Here is a 16,816-nt window from a genome sequence, read left to right on the forward strand (position 1 = left end):
GCAGCCAGTATCAATCGCTACAATGACAATTCTATGTCCGTGATATGACACTTAAATGACAATGCACTATTTATCGCTTTTTTCTGTCATTAATACCAATCACATTAAATATCTAATCAGTTCAGAGCCTCACAGGCATTTCAATCCAAGGCGCATTGACGCAGAAATAGTCATTCATGCAACACCGGAGTGGGATGCCTGTGTGGCTCCCGAAGGGCGGGTGATGTTAACGGCATGGCAACGCGCTTTATACTGCGTTAAAGGCTTTCGACAGAGCACCACTATGCCTTCAAGCCTTCGCCTTGTCTAAAGCGTGTTGAATCCCCGCTGAATGAACAGATATTTAATACGATTGGTATAATAAAGACTCAATAAACCTAGAAATAAAAACAGGCCCTAATGGCCTGTTTTTATTATTTATTGTAAATATTTCACTCACACATACTATTTCTTACGTTCGATAAGATGCAAAGGGATAATAAAGCTAAAAGTACTGCCTTTACCGACTTCACTGCTGATTTTAAGCTTACTGTGATGGTGGTTAAGCGCATGTTTTACTATCGCTAAACCTAAACCACTACCACCAGTTTGCCTTGAGCGCGCACTGTCTACCCGATAAAAGCGTTCCGTTAATCGACCAATATGCTGAGCCGCAATACCTTCACCCGTATCCGTTACGCTAAAGATGGCACCCGTAGCCACACTGCACCACTGCACTGTAATTTTCCCGCCAGGTTCTGTGTAACGAATCGCATTAGAAATCAAGTTAGAACAGGCACTTCTCAGCTGCAATTCATTGCCGTGAGAATCAAGTCCAGGCTCACAATAGAAACTCAATTCATACTTATCTTGTGCCAGCGCCTTAGCTTCCTCCTTGAGCACCTCCATCAACTGCGTCATATTCACAGTGTTTTCGAGGTTAATATCCGCCGCATCTTCAATTCGCGATAACATCAATAGCTGTTCGACCATAGATTGCATTCGTCGTGTCTGCTGCTGCATCAATGCTAACGGCTTGACGTTCATCGAATCAGGCTCAGCCATGCTTTGCATCATTTCGAGGTAACCCTGTAGCACAGTGAGCGGCGTTTTTAATTCATGCGACACATTCGCGACAAACTCTTTTCGCATTCCCTCAAGCTGACGTATACGAGTGATATCCCGCGCAATTAACAGTAACTGCCTGTCACCGTAAGCCATTATACGGATTTCAAGCAAACGCCTATCCGATACCGGCGAAGGTAACTCCAGCGGCTCTTTGTATTGTGCGGATTTAATGTAAGCAGAAAAATCAGGATGACGGATTAAATTATCGATTCGTTGACCATTATCCTGTGGCCACACAAAACCGAGAATGAGTTGCGCTAACTTGTTGCACCATAAAATATTATGCTCTGAATCAAGCACGACAGCGGCATCGGGTAACGCCTCAGCACCTTGACGAAATCGTGCCAGCAGTGCGGCCAGTTGACCGACACGTCGACGATTCTTCCCTTGAAGGCGATAAATACCGTTAAATACACCTTCCCAGCTCCCACTGCCCTGCGGCGGCGTAAGTTTCCTATCCCGCCATAACCAAAAGTTAAGCCGTGATAATTGTCGGTAATGCCAGCAAACTAACCCTAGCGTGCCGATAAAGAGTATCCAGAGAAGTTTCCCTACCAATAAACCTATTAGCGCGCAAAGCAGTAGATATAAACCTAAGCGCGTAAACAACCGATACCCTGAATAAGAGTCAGACATAAATAAACCCAAACATCAGGCTAAATAAGAGGAGCACAAGATAGCGTAAAAGCTAACTTGTGCCTAACAGTTATTCAGCACTAAATGCGTGTAGAGAAACGATAACCAGCGCCACGAACCGTTTGGATCAAGCGGTCATGACCAGACTCTTCAACGGCTTTACGAAGGCGTCTGATATGCACGTCAACGGTTCTGTCTTCAACATACACATTGGTGCCCCACACATTATCGAGCAGCTGTTCACGGCTGTAAACACGCTCAGGATGGGTCATGAAAAAGTGTAATAAACGAAATTCGGTTGGGCCCATATCTAATACAGTTTCACCCACACTCACCCTGTGACTCACAGGATCGAGCATTAAGCCCTGTACATCAATGGTTTCTTCTAAACGAGTCGGTGCACTACGACGCAATACGGCTTTAATACGTGCGACCAGCTCTTTAGGGGAAAAAGGTTTAGTGATGTAATCATCGGCGCCAACTTCGAGGCCTTTGACTTTATCTTCCTCTTCACCGCGGGCGGTTAACATAATGATCGGAATTTGGCGCGTAAACTCATCTTGCTTTAAGCGTTTCGCCAATTGAATACCACTTCCGCCAGGAAACATCCAATCCAATAAAATCAGATCGGGGTAAGGCTCCTTTAGCAGCGCAATGGCCGAATCAAAATCTTCCGCCGCAGAGGTTGTAAACCCATGCTGTTCCATTACAAAAGTCAGCATCTCGCGGATGGCCAACTCGTCTTCTACTATCAATATCCTTGCAGTCATAAGTGATTTTCTGTCAGTGAATGTCAACACGGCTATTATTAGTCATTTTTATTACAGATTTATGAATAAGTGCGCCGCTTGAGCCATATAGTAGTAATATTTGTCATAATAAGTTTATATAACTGTTTGTTTATAGCAATAAAAAAGGAGGCTATATGCCTCCTTAATTGAGCTTTAATGCTAGATTTAGAATTTGTGTTCTAAGCCAACACCAATGTATTTGTCATCATCTGTAGACGCTTCTAACGAACGGTTCGTGTAGAAAGCGAATAGTTTAGTTGGCTTACCTAAGCTGTAGTCTGCACCTACCGACCATGAATCACCAAGTTCTTCCATATCTTGGAACTGAGCTTTTAAAGTAACAGCATCGATATCATAGGCAGCGCTTAATAGATAGCCGTTAGCACTTTCTGCAGTGACTTCAACTGGCATCGACGTTGCAGAATCAAATTTATAGGTTTGCTCTTGTTGCTGGTACATACCACCCAGTTTAATACTGGCTAACTTAGCTTGTAAGCTGGCACGAACAATCTCATATCCAGACACATCTGAGTCATAGGCAAGAGATGCATAAACTGGCGTTTTCTTCAGTTTCGCATCACCATACATGGCCGCTAAGCTAAAACCATCTTGAGCAAATTGACCTTTTACATCATTTCCTTCGGCAATATAGGTAACACCGAATACAAAATCACCAAAGGAAGGCGTAAGGTAAGTCGCCGTTTGAGCAGCGCGAACTTCACCCTTGAACAGCTTACCTAAGTCACCTGAAAGGTCGTTAAACTGATCAACATCACCTTGAGAAATTTTCAACAAGGTATCATTACGACCCACAGAGAACGAACCAAATGCGCCTTTCAAACCAACAAATTGGTTACGTGCAGTAAAGTTATCGCTTGATGCTGCACCTGTATCAACTTGATATTCCACTGTGTAGAAAGCTTCCAGCGAGCTAGACAGTGCAAAATCACCCTTCACACCAAAACGAGAAGCATTACTTTGAATAGTTGTTGTAGCATCACCTTTCTCATCATTTGATTGAGCAGTGACATTCAACTTACCATAAACAGTCAGTGGCTCAGCGGCATTAGCTGAAGCCAGAGTTGCAGAAGCTAGCGCAGAAGCAAGTAGAGTTTTACAAAAAACGTTCATCATTTAATCCTTTCGACGTTATGTTCGTCTTGGTTATTGGTTTGGAACGACCGAAAGTTTGCAATGAATGTGTTTCAATTTTATTTCAATTGTGACCATTAACGTTGGCGTGCAAAAAAGCTGACGCGAAGCCAGGCATAAAACCCAGTAAAAATGCAGGCTGCAGCTAAGCTAATTATTATGTTACAGTTTAATGAATTCTGATCTTCCGTTAAAAATCAGCTATTGAACACAGGTTTACCCCGTCCAAACTATGCCGTAAACTGCCACTTTAATTTTCAATGAGCGCCTCTTATGTGGTTTAAAAATCTTACTCTTTATCGTTTCAATAAACCTTTTGCCGTCGAAACCGAAGCGCTAGAAACTGCGTTGGCCGATTTCACTTTCTCCCCCTGCTCAAGCCAAGATGTCAGTAAATTTGGTTTCTCAAATGCGTTAGGCAAAAAAGGCAGTTCTTTGGTCCATAGCGCTGACAATCGCCATCTGATCTGCGTGACTAAAGAAGAGAAAATTCTGCCAGGCCAAGTCATCAAAGAAGCCTTAGAAGAAAAAGTGGCTCTCATTGAAGATGAAGAAAATCGTAAACTGGCGAAAAAAGAAAAAGATGCGCTAAAAGATGAAATCATCACTAGCCTACTGCCACGCGCTTTTTCGCGTCGAAGCCAAACCCACGCCTTGATTTTGCCTGAGCTAGAAATGATCCTCGTTGATAGTTCAAGTGCCACTAAGGCCGAAGAATTATTAGCGTTATTACGTAAAGCTCTCGGCAGTTTACCTGTGATCCCACTGAGCTTTAAAGCGCCAGTCGAATCCAATTTAACTGAATGGTTAAAACTTGGCAGCGCGCCATTACCCTTTGAAATGCAAGACGAAGCCGAGCTCAAATCTGAAGCTGATGAAGGCGGAATTGTGCGCTTTAAGCAGCAGGATTTGAAAGAAGACGAAGTGTTAGCTCACTTAGCAACAGGTAAGCAAGTACACAAGTTAGCGCTGCATTTCGGCCAATCGATTGCACTATTATTGCAATCAGATGCCAGCGTGAAGCGCCTTAAATTCTCTGAAGAATTTAGAGCAGGGAACGATGAAGTAGGCACTGACGATCCTATGGCTCGTTTAGATGCAGACTTTGCCCTAATGGGCAGCGAGTTAGTCGCCTTGATGCATGCACTCGTGGCCGCCCTTGGTGGACTCGAAGACGCACAAGTTTAAGCAAAACTCGTTAAGCAGACGAGATCTGCAACTCGCTTGTTAGACTGAGCCGTACAAGATAAGAAAAGGCGCCCCCATCAAAATAATGGTTGCGCCTTTTTTATGACGATTTTACTTTAGGTGGCTTTAAGACAAAGGCATTTAGATGCTAAATATGAAGCCCTAACCACATTAAGCTTTAGTCGCTAACTCGCCTTTATTGTCAAACGGCCAATCAATACCTAACCAAGTCTTGAAGAAAGCTTTTTGCTGTTTAGTCGCTTTTGCATCCCCCTTGAGCACTAGCTTACCGCTTTGTTGCTCGCCAAGGGTGAGCTGTACTTGCTTGATTTTATCGTTGCTAAATAATGTCACCTCTACACTATCGCCAACCTTAAAGTCTTTGATGCGCTTATAGAAACCCGCAGCAGTCACCTTGAGACCATTAATCGCTAATACTTCATCCCCCGCAACTATGCCCGCTTGCCAAGCAGGACCATTACGCAACACTTGGTCTAACACTAAAGAGCCATGGGTACTGCTAAAGGTCATTCCCGCAAATGCCTCAGCTTTTGAATCTTTACCATAGGACAGATTTAACCCTGCCTGTGATAATAATTCTGGGAAATCTAAACTCATGGGACTATTCACATTGGCTTGCCACCAAGACGCATAATCTTTGCCGGATAAGTCTTTAAGAATGTACTGAACATCACTAACACCATAGCCTTTTGGTACGCGATGATCTTGATATAAACGACGGTGCACATCGCGATATGAATACTTAAGCTCGGAGTCTTGCAGCAATGAAAAATCTAAGGCTAAAGAGGTTAAGTAGCCCTCTGAGTAAATATTTACACTGTGGTTAATGGCATAATCGCCACCGATACTGCTCCACTCCCCTGCACTCGCCTCTGCCACAGATTGAGTTTCACGACCCGGATTGAGTTGGTTTTTCTCGACGCGCTTGGCTAAATCTTCGAGGAACTCTTTAACTGTTATCACTCCAGCCCGCAACAGCAACTGATCTTGAAAATAACTGGTAGAACCTTCAGCCATCCACAGTAATTCCGTCATGTTTTCATGTTGATAATCGTAGGGAACTAATCCCTCGGGGCGATAAGCCTTCACGTTCCAGGTATGGATAAACTCATGGGATGCCGTGCTAATAAAGCGCAGGTAGTCCTTGCGTTCACGGAAACTAAAGCGCGGCAGCTGAATGACAGTAGAATTTAAATGCTCTGTCGCGCCACTGGCACCACTCGTTGCATGCACCATATAAACGTAACGATCAAAAGGATAATCATCCCAAATCACCTTAGCTTGACCGCTTAAGGCTTTAAGATCTTTTACTATTTTATCCGTGTCATAGTTACCTTCACCCCAAAACACCAATTCATAGTTTTTACCATTAGCACTAAATTGTTTATGGGTACTCACACCAGTTTCAATCGGGGAGTCGATCAACACATCATAATTAGGGGCAATAAAGGAATGAGCGGCCTTACCCGATGACATCCCAGAGTAACTTTGCCAATTTTTAGGTACTTTTAATTCTACGGATATTGGTTCAGAGCGAAATTGCGGACTGTACATGAACACACCGCTAGCATCTAAATAGGCATGGCTCGCGTCAATATGGCGCACCCTTTGGCCTAATTCATTAGCATACAATTGATAACTGACGGTAACACGGGTTGGCTGCGTGAGCGCCACTTGCCATTCACCGCTCGCGGTGCGCTTCCATTGCAGTTCATGACCTTGACTATCTTTAGCACTAAATAAGCGCACACCATCGGCCAAAGGCAATACTTGATATTTGCCCGTCCGCCACACAGGGAGATTCACCGTAAAATCGTTCGTCTTCACTTCAGGAAAAGTGACACTCACTTGGGCAATATGGTGTTCGGGTTTAATAAGGTCGATTTGGTATTTCACATCGGCCAATACTTGACCCGAAAATAATGCGCTCAATATCAAGATTGATAGTCTGTTGGGTTTCACTCTTGCTTCCTTCTGTTATTATGCTTCTTATGATTTTTCCAAGTATAACAAGTCGATGTAGCATCCTCATTAGGCGCTAACAAAAGCTAACAAAATAAGTTCCTTGACTAAAGGAATGAGGAATCACAGTTCAAATGCAAAAACTCACGGTTATTTTATTTACTCTGTTGCTGTCACTGCCTTTTACAGTCCAAAGCCGAGATCTCGAAGCGGATGAGGTTGAGTTAAGAGAATCACCGCAGCAAATGTATGATGCGCTCAACAAAACAATTTCCTTTCCCCTCGCTTTTCAAAACCGTGACCAATTTGAGCGCGCAGCCCAAGAGCAAGGCTACAATCCACTCGAATTTGAACAGATTTTGTATTTACTGGCCCGCCTCAATATGGAGCCAAACGTTAAAACCAAGGTCGATTTTCAAAACGCAAAAAGCTTGATTGAACTCCTATCGACTGCGGCGCAATCGCCCTACGAACTTGCAATGGTCGCCATGTTAAATGGCCGTTACCTTGGCCGTACGGAACAGAAATATCAAGAAGCGATAGGTCTTTATAATGAAGCGCTCACCCGCATCAACGACAGCTATGACATCGAAGCATTAATTCTTAAACACAATATTCATGAACATCTAGGTGGCTTACATTTATTGATCCGCCAGGAAGTGCCTGCACTGATGCACTTCCACACATACCGCGACATTGCCTATAAACTCAGAAACGATTACTTAATCGCGGCGGCTGAAGCGAGGCTTGGCTTTTATTACAATTTTAATCAGCAGCTTACAAAATCACTACAGCATTATAGTGAAGCGATTCGGATCTCCAATCGTTCTAATTACCCTTCAATGAAAACCAATCTGCAATTGCAACTTTCTAAGGTATACCGTGACTTAAAGCAGTGGGATGAAGCGCTTAAAAACGCTCATGAAGCCGCGGCTGGCTTTAAAAAGATGGGCAATGACACTTATCTTTCAAGTTGTATGACAGTGATCGCTATGGTCTATGGCGAACAAGGGGATTGGCATAAAGCGATTGATTACTACCTAAATGCCCAGCAATTAGATGCAAAACGCGGTAACTACATCGCACAGGGGCTTAATTTCCATAATTTAGGACAAGCCTACTCAAATATTAAAGACAATGTTAACGCCCTAAAATATTTACTGATGGCCAATCAAATATTCAAAGAAAAACAAAGCCATCACTATCAAGTTTATAACGAACTCTTAATTGGTGAAATCGCCCAAACCAACCAAGATTGGCCGCTGATGATGGCCCATGCCGATATCGCATTAGCACTCGCGGTCGATTTAAAACTGGTCGATGAACAAAAATCCGCACTCACCCTTATCGCCTCGGCGGCGCAAAAATTAGGTGAATTATCAAAAACCATCGATGCCCAAGCCCGTATCATTGAGCTAGGTAAAAAGCCAGCTGAGACAGATAAAGACTCCCCAGTGTCGGCCTCTGCCCTTGCAGAGCAACAACTTAAACTTGAGCTCAACATGCTACAGGGAAAACTCGTTGAGACAGTGAAAGAAAGCAACAACACTCACACGCTACTGCTCATTTGCAGCCTTATTGCCGGACTCTTGCTGCTCGTGATTATTTTCATGCTACAAAATCGTCGCAAAATAACAGCTAAAAACGCGGCATTAACTCAATTAACGCTACAGGAACCCTTCACTCACAATTTAGGATATGCCGCATTATTAGCACATTTAAGCCATAATCAAAGTCAGGAATCCACAACGGCACTCGCGATTATCGCCTTCCCCACCCAACTTACGGCGGATCTGGACTATGGCCAATATTTTAGTGATGCAGTAACAGCGCAAATTGCCAATCATCTAACGGATGCACTCGCAGCATCTGTTTATGTGGTACGCCAAGGGGTATTTGCGGTTCGTTTCACGCAACCTATTGAGCCGACACAAATACTCAGCCAAGTACGCCTGAAACTCGATCAACAGCAAATCACACATCATTTCCGTCTTGGCTTTGCACATTTGCCACTTTTAGCAAAATCAGAAATTAAAATGGCAGCGAAATTAAAATTTGAAACAGTGCAGATGGCGCTTGCCTGTGCCCGTAGTTTAGATGGCAATAACGACTATTATGTCGCTCTCAGAGCCCTCGACTTTGTTCCTTTGAGCTTATTTGCAAACCCGTTATTTTTGCACCTTGAAAAAGGCATTGAGCGTGGATTAATCAGATTAGAGACCAACGGCAATAAAGAGGATATTCGCTGGCCTTGCTGGGAAAATAACCAAGATAGGCAATTATTGGAAAATATTTGATCAATATCGGTAATTAATCACAGAGTCACAGGCAAATCGCATTTGCACTCTACGCCCAGTGTTATAACATTAGTATCATATGAGTTAACAGCTAATCTGGACATAGGATTGTCATGTTTTTTAGCCTTGCAGAGTTAGGACAATACTCAGGATGAAGGATTCAAGCGCTACAGTTTCACAACTTGCCTTGCTGCAACAGAAACTCCATTCGGCCAAACTTGCCCTTGATGAAGTTAATGAAGATAGAAATGCAAAGTTACAGACATTACTCCAATTTATTGGTCACTTAAGCCTCGCCTGTAAAGGGCAAAATCTTGAGCTGGATAATAAACTCGCCAAACTTCGCCATAACTTAAATACGTTTGAGCGAGTCGATGAGGCATTGCCAGAATTAGTTGATGTCGAGCGCCTGCTAAAAGGCCAATATCACCATGTGATGGTACAACTCGAAGAGAGTCGTACTGGTTTGTCACAGGTGATCCGTCAGATCCAACGCGTTAACTCTGCACCTGAAAAGCTCAAAAAAGAAGTCAATTACTTCAAGCAAGATCTGGCAAAACCTTTTCATACTGTGTGGGAATATATACCTAAAGTTAAGCAAATCATTGGCTTCTACGAAACCATATTACAGCTACAATTTAGCGAATCTGAAAAACTTGATGTCTTACCAAAACACAGGCAACTAGCCCATGAGCTGGCACAGATGATTTCGGAAATCGAGTTCCGTAAAGATCAACGTGACCAAGTATTAGTGATCAAAGAAGTACTCTCTTCTGAGATTGAAGTTGATAGCTTGCTCGAAGCCTACCAAACCATTTTAGCATTATTGCTTGATAACATCGCCCGCGAGAAATCGGCATCCCAAGAGTTTTTGTTTGCACTCAATGATGCCTTAACCGCGGTGCGTGAGGTGGTGAGCGAATCTTACAATCACAATCAACGTAGCTTCCAATTAAAAACCCAGCTAAATCGTGAGATTAACACCCGCGTCGACAACGCCGGTGAAATCATTATCGATGTGGAAGACGTCGTTGACCTTAAAGCTCAACTAACAGAGCAACTTAACTCTATCCGCTCGGCATTAGCCCGTAAAGAAGCCCTAGAGCAAAGAGAGCAAGCTCTGCTGCGCAAGTCGATGGAGACAATGCGCAAAGAGCTTAATGAGTTAAGTAGTGAGGCTAACACCTACAAAGAGCGTTTGTTTGAACAACAAAAACTCAACTTACTCGACAGCTTAACTCAATTGCCTAACCGTGCTGCATTAGAAGAGCGCATGGAGCTAGAATACCGTAACTATCAACGGCATAAGTCCCCGTTGTGGGTTGCCGTTGCCGATATCGATCACTTCAAAACCATCAACGACAGTTTTGGCCACAGCACAGGTGATAAAACCTTACAAGTTATAGCAATGGCATTGAAAAACTCCCTGCGAGATACAGAATTTGTAGCCCGCTATGGCGGCGAAGAATTTGTACTGCTATTACCTGATGTGGCCCCTGCTGATATCGCTCAACTTTTAAACAGAGTGCGCGAGAAAGTAAAAAATATTCCATTTAAATTTAAAAATCAGAGAATTACAGTTACAGTATCTATAGGGGCTGCGCAAGTTATGGGAAGTGAACTCATACATGAGACCTTTGAACGCGCCGATGCAGCACTCTACAAAGCGAAACACGAAAGCAGAGACAGGGTTGTGATTGACGTATAATTAAGCCCCACTATACGCCTCCTCTAATCACTCCTGTCATGACGAAGGAGTGGTAAATGATAGTAAAAGTCAGCCCAAAAGGCAGCATGGATCAGCTTTCGCAACTTGAAGTTGATCGACTCAAAAATAGTGCCAAAAGTGCCCTATACCAACTGTACCGCAACTGCTCCTTAGCAGTGCTTGCCGCGGGTTTAAAAACCGACAACTCTAAAGCCCTATTCGAGCAATACCATGATTTCGACATCAACGTTTTACAACGGGAGCGTGGGGTAAAATTAGAACTGATCAATCCCCCCGAACAAGCCTTTGTCGATGGTCAAATTATCACGGGAATTCAAGAGCATCTGTTCTCAGTCTTACGCGATATCCTTTATATCAGTGATAGATATGACTCACTAAAACACATTAATCTGACCAATGCCCACCATATCACCAATGTGGTGTTTGATATTCTGCGTAATGCACGGGCGATAGCACCGATGAAAGACCCTAATGTGGTCGTCTGTTGGGGCGGACACAGTATTAATGCCATCGAATACCAGTACACACGTGAGGTAGGTTATCAACTTGGCCTGAGGGAATTAGATATTTGTACAGGCTGTGGTCCTGGTGCGATGGAAGGTCCGATGAAAGGTGCGGCGATAGGTCATGCCAAACAACGGATTAAAAATGCACGATATATTGGTTTAACTGAACCAAGTATTATTGCCGCCGAGCCACCGAATCAAATAGTCAATGAACTGGTGATCTTACCCGATATTGAAAAGCGCCTCGAAGCTTTCGTGCGCTTAGGCCACGGCATTATTATCTTCCCTGGCGGTGCTGGCACGGCTGAAGAATTGCTCTATATATTGGGTATTTTACTTAACGAAGAAAACCAACAAACGCCTTTCCCCCTGATACTCACAGGCCCAACGGAGAGCGCAGATTACTTCATTAAGATTGATGAGTTTATTGCCTCAACCTTAGGACCCGAAGCTCAGAAAAAGTACCAAATTATCATTGATAATCCCACTGAAGTGGCACGCATCATGAAGCAAGGAATGGAGCAAGTAAAAGCCTATCGCCGCTCAACGGGTGATGCTTACCAATATCAGTGGGCACTGAAGATTGAGTCTGAGTTTCAGTTACCTTTTATCCCAAGCCACGAAGTAATGGCAAACTTAGATCTACACTTCCAAACCAATAAAGCCGAACTTGCCGCCAACCTCCGTAAAGCGTTTTCAGGTATAGTGGCGGGTAACGTCAAGTCGGAAACAATCAAGCACATAGAGCGTGATGGACCCTTCCAATTAAAAGGCGATCCTAAGCTCATGGATATGATGGATAAACTCTTAAGTGCATTTGTACAGCAACAAAGAATGAAGCTTCCAGGAAGCGCCTATATTCCTTGCTATCAAATAGTGAAATAGAGAGCGAAGCAACAACACCCCATGAACAAGTTTTTAATCATCGATGGTCTCAACTTGGTTCGCCGCATCTATGCGGCGATCCCCGATGAATCCGATATGCAAAGCCTCACAGAGCGCGTCAGTTTGGCGTGCACTAAACTGCTGCGTGTGCATCGCCCAACCCATGTAGCTATCGTGTGGGATGGGGATGAAGTCTCATGGCGTAAACAGCTTTACCCCGATTATAAGAAAGGCCGTAAACCTATGCCGGAGCCGCTGGCAAAAGGCCTTGCTGCGCTGCAAGATCACTTAACCATGATGAACATTAGCTCTATTTATGCGGCGGCTGAAGCTGATGATGTGATTGCCACTCTAGCGATAAAAACCGCCAAAGCGCAGGGTGAAGCCATTATAGTGTCCACCGACAAAGGTTTTAGTCAGCTTAATCATCGCCAAATCAGCCAGTGGGATCACTTTAATCAGCAGTACTTAGATATCGCTGCATTGGAACAAAAACTCGGTGTCGAACGCAGTCAATTTCTCGACTTGATGGCATTAGCGGGCGACAGCGGTAATAAAATTCCTGGTATTGCGGGCATAGGCCCTAAGTCGGCTGCCGAATTATTGAAAACCTTTAGAAGCTTACCAACCTTGTTTTCATCGCTATCTAACTTAGGCGCTAAACAAGCCAAAAAACTTGCCGAAGGTAAGGAGATGGCAAGACTCAGCTATAAGCTCGCACAGTTACAAACAGACCTGCCACTCAATATTAATTTAAAAGATTTTCGCGTGATGAACTCCTTGCCTGATAATAACTGCCTGCCTGAAAACCCAATCAATCCAGCCTAAACATCTGTTAATATAAAGTTGCAATTAACGCATTTACCTTAGAACAACAAAAGCGTATTTTATGGACGTAATAACGTGACTCATTTAATGAGGTAAAGGAATAACTGTAAATGAAATCAAAAGTTTCGGTAATCATCGGTAGCATTTTCGCCGCCTACGTCGCCTTTGTCGCTGTAGTGGTACTCGTTTATGAACCTACGCCAGATGACATGAGTTGGGAGGACAGACAATCCTATAACAGCCAAAAAATGAACGAGTTAGCGCTAGGGCAAAATATCGTTTCAGTAAAACAGTTACTAGGTAAAGCTGACTTTTCAGAGGCCAAAGCCGTAAAAGAAACCAAGCTACAGGTGCTCTTTTATCGCACTCACCATGAAAAATCAGACGGTGTGACCACGAAAGAGGAATGTACCCCACTGATTTTTAAAAATGATCAATTGATTGCTTGGGGCCAAGATACCTATAAGCAATATCTCGATGCAGATACTGACACAGCCCTCAGCTCTGCCCAAGAGACATTAACCAGTAAATAAATACGACTGACAGTTAAATAAAAACGCCACCGAATCGGTGGCGTTTTTATTTTAACAATCAACGAATTGACTCAGTTGTAAAACAACTAAGCCAATTGCCTATTCATCATCGGCCTTATACTCGACATAGGCTTCACCTTTGCTGAGCCATTCTGGCGCAGGTTTTCCCTTCAGATAATGGTCGAAATATTGCATCATGCGAATGCTGTAATCGAGCTTGTTCGGGTACTTTTTCAAGTGATGCGGCTCATCCTCGTATTGCAAGAACACCACCTCTTTACCCGCACGGCGCATGGCTAAGTACATTTCAACACCTTGTTCCCAAGGCACTGCATCGTCCTTATCACCAAACATGATCATCAAAGGCGTTTGAATACGGTCAGCATAAAATACTGGCGAGTTTTCAATGTACTTTTGCGGCGCGGCAAACAAACTTGCGCCAATACGACTCTGTCCGGTTTCATATTGGAACTGACGCGCAATACCTGTGCCGTGGCGAATACCGCTATAGGCACTGGTCATGTTCGATACTGGAGCACCTGCAACCGCCGCCTTAAACATCTTAGTTTGAGTAATGGCAAACGCCGTTTGATAGCCACTCCAAGAATGACCTTGCAAACCAATAGCATCGGGATCAGCAATGCCTATCTCAATCAGCTTTTGCACGCCAGACGTGAGCGCTTGTACTGAACTCGCCCCTGGGTAACCAATTTCAAAGCGAATGTCCGGTAGGAACACCGCATAGCCATTATTGATGTACCAAGCAAAGTTAGGTCTGTGGTTAATGTTCATCTGCGGGAAGGCATGCAGTCTATCCGTCATAAAGCGATAGTAATAAACCAGTACAGGATAGCGCTTACCCGCTTGATAATTCGTCGGCTTGATCAGCACGCCATCTAACGGTTTACCATCGCCATTTGTCCAGTGAACTAACTCGGATTGGCTCCAGTTAAAGGCTTGACGCTGCTTATCTAAATCGGTTTGCTTAACTGCATTTTGCGGTGCGCTATAGCTGGCCGTATACAAGTCAGGGAATAAGTCAAAACGTTCCTTAGAAAACACGATAGTATCGGCGTCTTTACTGCGTCCCAATACTGTCAGCTTATACTCACCTTGCATCAACGTCTTCACGCCTGCTTCACCCAAGGTGGCTTGATAAAAACCATCGGCCTTGGTTTTATCACTATAACCGTGGAGTAAAACCGTAGCGTTATAGGCAAGCTCTGTCGGCTCATCGGGATTATCGACTAAGCCCTCAAGCCGATATTGAATTTTCTGAGTGCGCCCTTTACCTGCGGTTAAGGCAAAACCCGCCTTAGATTCGGTATTAAACTGCCAAACATCGTATTTGTCGTAAACCAAGAAACCCGCATCATTTTTAAGCCAAGGACCAAAACCATATCCTGGAGCGCTGGATGGATAATCGTGGTCTTCATCGGCAAAACTGACCTTTAGGGATTTTGTGAGATTAGTACGACGATCCTGAGCAATATCATAGAGATACACATTACCTTGCTGATAATAAGCCACATACTTGCCATTTCCCGACAGCGTAGGCTCGGCATCACTCGGCTGTTGTGTCAAAAATGGCACTTTACTGCCAGTATTAATATCGACCAGATAATAATCTTGGTAGAACCCTGCCCAAGTTGCCATCTTGCGATAGGGCAAATCTGAACTGGCCAACATAAAACGTTTATGTTGTGAAATCGTCACATCTGGAACAGTTTTATCGCCAAGCTGCACCACGTTATTTGAGCCTAAATGCAATACCGCAAGGTAAGTGCGTTTTTGCTCATCCTCATATTGCTTGATTTCATTAGGCTTAATACGAGGATCATCCCCATGCCACACCTTAAGCCCACGCTGTCCGGTGACAATATTTGTATCGAACAGGTCTTTTTCTTCGGTGATCTTCTGCAAACTGAGCAGCTGACTCACCTCAGGTACGCGGCCAAAGAACAGCCGTTCGCTATCCAATGAGAAGCTTAAACTTGTGTAGCGATTAAGTTTCCACTCGGGTGACTCAGGGGGGGTACTGATTTTGCCAGACTGCAAATCGACCAGCGATAACTGATAGCTGCGGCCATAAGGTAACTCGCTGTCTTTGCCCTGCGTAAATGCAAGCCAACGACCATTTTTAGCCAGCGCTAACGCACCAATCTGTTGGCTAAGCGAATCAAAGGCAACGGTTTTTTTGTGAGTGTTTAAATCGACTAACTGCAATTGATGTTGCTTATTGGTGATATCGTTCACTGCCAGCGCGAGTCTACGGCTTGCCTTATCAAAAACATAGTCAGTAACCTGCTCGACATCAATTCGCTTTGTTTGGTCTTCTAAACTGAGCAACGTAAAACGTCGACCTTGGTCAAACTTATCGACCTTTGGCTTATCAATATTCGCAGGGCTTTGTGTGCCTGCTTCAGCGAGTTTTTCGGTCGTTTTAGGCTCAGCCTCTTTTTTGGACTCTTCATCAGCCTCAAACCAAATCGCCAGATGCTTACCGTCATCACTGAACACAAATTCCTTCACACGCTCGAAGCGAGTTTGCGTGCCAGTTTGAGTATCGAGCAACACCATGTCGGACTTAAGTTTTTTCTTCGCCTTGGCATCACTCGTCTCACGCGTAAGCAAACTCGGTTTAACCACCACAGCCACATAACGACCATCATGGTTCACCAAGGGAGCTGACCCCCCCGAGATTTGATAGCTTTGCTGCGACAGGACATTTTTCACAATGACGTGACTATCCCCGCGATCGGGCGCAGACTCGACCGCGATGACTTGCCCCTTGTCTGCAATAACCGGCTTTTCAAGGGATTCAAAATGCATAATGTCTGTTAGGGTGAGCGGTTTAGTGCTGGTTTCAGCCTGCACTGCTGGCAATATTCCAAGGGATAACAAAACCAGAGATGTGATAGGGATTAACTTCAATGTCTTCCTCTTTTATATATTTGTTAGACTAAAGTAGACTTTTTTAACCATTGGCTCTCCATCATGGTGAGAACCCAGTATTTTTACAAGTTATACCACATAAAAAATCGTGATATTGCTCACTATTTCCTGTGAAGTTTGACCAAAGATGGTTAAAATAATAGGCAGAAAAAATACCAAATTCATAGTCCTGCTATCCAGTTAGCACTGGGGCAGACAATTGCAGTAACGACGAACCGTGGAAGGA

The 16,816-nt window shown here is 44.0% G+C and carries 11 protein-coding genes; 6 read left to right on the forward strand and 5 right to left on the reverse strand.

Going from position 1 to position 16,816, the window contains the following annotated elements; all coding sequences use genetic code 11:
• Positions 1 to 444 precede the first annotated feature (444 nt).
• The 3 genes from phoR to L5L91_RS02820 all read right to left on the reverse strand — a co-directional run bounded on the left by phoR (position 445) and on the right by L5L91_RS02820 (position 3,668).
• Positions 445 to 1,743 carry a phosphate regulon sensor histidine kinase PhoR gene (gene phoR / locus L5L91_RS02810; protein WP_105249762.1) on the reverse strand — a complete coding sequence of 433 codons (1,299 nt, stop codon included), beginning with the start codon at positions 1,741 to 1,743 and terminating at the stop codon, positions 445 to 447.
• 80 nt (positions 1,744 to 1,823) lie between these two features.
• A complete protein-coding gene (phoB, locus tag L5L91_RS02815; RefSeq protein WP_006085167.1) occupies positions 1,824 to 2,513 on the reverse strand; it encodes a phosphate regulon transcriptional regulator PhoB in 690 nt (229 codons plus the stop codon).
• 186 nt (positions 2,514 to 2,699) lie between these two features.
• A complete protein-coding gene (locus L5L91_RS02820) occupies positions 2,700 to 3,668 on the reverse strand; it encodes a porin (protein WP_263184744.1) in 969 nt (322 codons plus the stop codon).
• A 291-nt stretch (positions 3,669 to 3,959) separates the two neighbouring features.
• On the opposite strand from L5L91_RS02820, the gene rdgC reads away from it, so the two are divergent.
• Positions 3,960 to 4,874: a recombination-associated protein RdgC gene (gene rdgC, locus L5L91_RS02825; protein ID WP_113941038.1), complete on the forward strand. Its 915-nt coding sequence runs from the start codon at positions 3,960 to 3,962 to the stop codon at positions 4,872 to 4,874.
• Positions 4,875 to 5,045: 171 nt separating this feature from the next.
• Here rdgC and L5L91_RS02830 read toward each other — a convergent pair whose 3' ends face one another.
• Positions 5,046 to 6,857 carry a M61 family metallopeptidase gene (locus L5L91_RS02830; protein ID WP_263184745.1) on the reverse strand — a complete coding sequence of 604 codons (1,812 nt, stop codon included), beginning with the start codon at positions 6,855 to 6,857 and terminating at the stop codon, positions 5,046 to 5,048.
• A gap of 134 nt (positions 6,858 to 6,991) precedes the next feature.
• Here L5L91_RS02830 and L5L91_RS02835 point away from each other — a divergent pair, with 134 nt between their 5' ends.
• The 5 genes from L5L91_RS02835 (at position 6,992) to L5L91_RS02855 (ending at position 13,635) form a co-directional block, all read left to right on the forward strand.
• On the forward strand, positions 6,992 to 9,154 hold the full coding sequence (locus tag L5L91_RS02835) for a tetratricopeptide repeat protein (protein ID WP_263235634.1): 2,163 nt from the start codon (positions 6,992 to 6,994) through the stop codon (positions 9,152 to 9,154).
• 151 nt (positions 9,155 to 9,305) lie between these two features.
• Entirely contained in the window at positions 9,306 to 10,862 is a 1,557-nt protein-coding gene (locus L5L91_RS02840) for a GGDEF domain-containing protein (protein WP_113941035.1), read from the forward strand.
• A 56-nt stretch (positions 10,863 to 10,918) separates the two neighbouring features.
• On the forward strand, positions 10,919 to 12,274 hold the full coding sequence (gene ppnN, locus L5L91_RS02845; protein WP_028760679.1) for a nucleotide 5'-monophosphate nucleosidase PpnN: 1,356 nt from the start codon (positions 10,919 to 10,921) through the stop codon (positions 12,272 to 12,274).
• Positions 12,275 to 12,295: 21 nt separating this feature from the next.
• Positions 12,296 to 13,102: a flap endonuclease Xni gene (xni, locus tag L5L91_RS02850; protein WP_263160739.1), complete on the forward strand. Its 807-nt coding sequence runs from the start codon at positions 12,296 to 12,298 to the stop codon at positions 13,100 to 13,102.
• A gap of 110 nt (positions 13,103 to 13,212) precedes the next feature.
• Positions 13,213 to 13,635, forward strand: a complete 423-nt coding sequence (locus tag L5L91_RS02855) for a DUF3192 domain-containing protein (protein WP_113941033.1) — start codon at positions 13,213 to 13,215, stop codon at positions 13,633 to 13,635.
• Positions 13,636 to 13,734: 99 nt separating this feature from the next.
• Here the strand turns inward: L5L91_RS02855 and L5L91_RS02860 are convergent, their stop codons facing one another.
• Positions 13,735 to 16,569: a prolyl oligopeptidase family serine peptidase gene (locus tag L5L91_RS02860; RefSeq protein WP_263160743.1), complete on the reverse strand. Its 2,835-nt coding sequence runs from the start codon at positions 16,567 to 16,569 to the stop codon at positions 13,735 to 13,737.
• Positions 16,570 to 16,816: the final 247 nt, after the last annotated feature.

It is taken from the genome of Shewanella sp. SM55, assembly GCF_025654025.1.
Taxonomy (GTDB): domain Bacteria; phylum Pseudomonadota; class Gammaproteobacteria; order Enterobacterales; family Shewanellaceae; genus Shewanella; species Shewanella oncorhynchi.